The sequence below is a fragment of the Parasutterella muris genome, assembly GCF_943193095.1.
Taxonomy (GTDB): Bacteria; Pseudomonadota; Gammaproteobacteria; order Burkholderiales; family Burkholderiaceae_F; genus Parasutterella; species Parasutterella muris.
Map to the genome: position 1 here is coordinate 1 of NZ_CALPCV010000071.1, position 1215 is coordinate 1215.

The 1215-nt window shown below is 46.5% G+C and carries 1 protein-coding gene; it reads right to left on the reverse strand.

Annotated elements, in window-relative coordinates; all coding sequences use genetic code 11:
• Positions 1–1176: IS1634 family transposase (locus tag NFR90_RS11575; protein ID WP_251453159.1), on the reverse strand; the 1176-nt coding region annotated here is incomplete at its 3' end.
• Positions 1177–1215: the final 39 nt, after the last annotated feature.

Below are 1215 nucleotides of genomic sequence, written 5' to 3' on the forward strand. Positions count from 1 at the left end.
ATAACGCTCCTCTTGAGCTTTTTTATCCGGATCCGACTGCTTTACTCTTTTCAGAAATTGTCTCGAGCCTCGTTTAAATGAGGCATCAATTCTGCCGCTGCCGGCGCTCATCATCTTCTTAGCTTGCTCCCATTGCAAATTTAATTCCTTCATGTCGTGGGCATACCGCTTAGCCGACCAAGTCACTATCAAACGCGGGTTAACAACCTCTCGTGATTCTTTTTGTTTAACCGCTTCAGGACAGTCCATTGTCTTCATCTTCCATGACATCTCGCCTGTTTCTGAATCAAATTTATATTTCCAGCCGTCCTCGCTAAACAAGTTATCCAACTCTTTGCTGCTGAGCCGGTGAAGACTGTGCGCCACGATAAAGGCACAGTCGTTTTCAATCAGCTTGGAAAGATTCTCTTTGCTGTTAAGTCCTCTGTCAGCCACAACGATGGGTTTGCCCTGCGGACATTTCTGCCGGAACGACTCAACAACCTTCATTAAAGTTTTAACTTCTGCCGTATTGCCGCGATAAACTTCATAGTCCAGAGGAATGCCGCAGCGATCAATTAATAAACCGAGAAGAACCTGTGTCTCATGAGTCCGGTGCTCTTTACTCATGCCTCTTTCGCGTAAACAATCAGGTTCAAAGCTCTCAAAGTAGAAAGTGGTTACGTCATAAAAGACTAAGGAACAATCCCGCGCAATTTCCTTGGATACAGCTTCATCAAGTTTTTTGATGATGGTCGTTTTAGAAGCAGCAAGAATGTCTAAAGCTTCGTAGTGTTGATCCAGTGATACAGAGTCAAACTTGAACAAATGGCGCGGACATTGTCTTCTCATTCCCCGCCGGCTCATGGGACTGAGAATACGGCTGGCCACTTGATAGAACACGGCCAAATCTAAATCCCAAGAAAGTTTTCTGTTGTATCCGGCCTTACGGAACCATGCGTTTAAGCCAAGCTTTCCCCAGACTTTTCGTATGGGAGCCATCCCGTAATGCAGCCGAGGAGCTGAGGCAGCTGCCGAAGAATCAGAAACCGCAGGCGCAATCCGCCGAACCGCAGCCTCTTGGAGTTGTTCTGCACGTGAGGCATCCGAGCGCAGAGCTTTGACTCTGTCTTTTAAAGATTGAAGGTAGTTTGGATCCTCCTTCATTTTTTCAGAAATATCTCCTAAAGCTTCCAAAGTCCGAGAAGAGTTCTTGCGGGTAACCGGGTCTCGAAA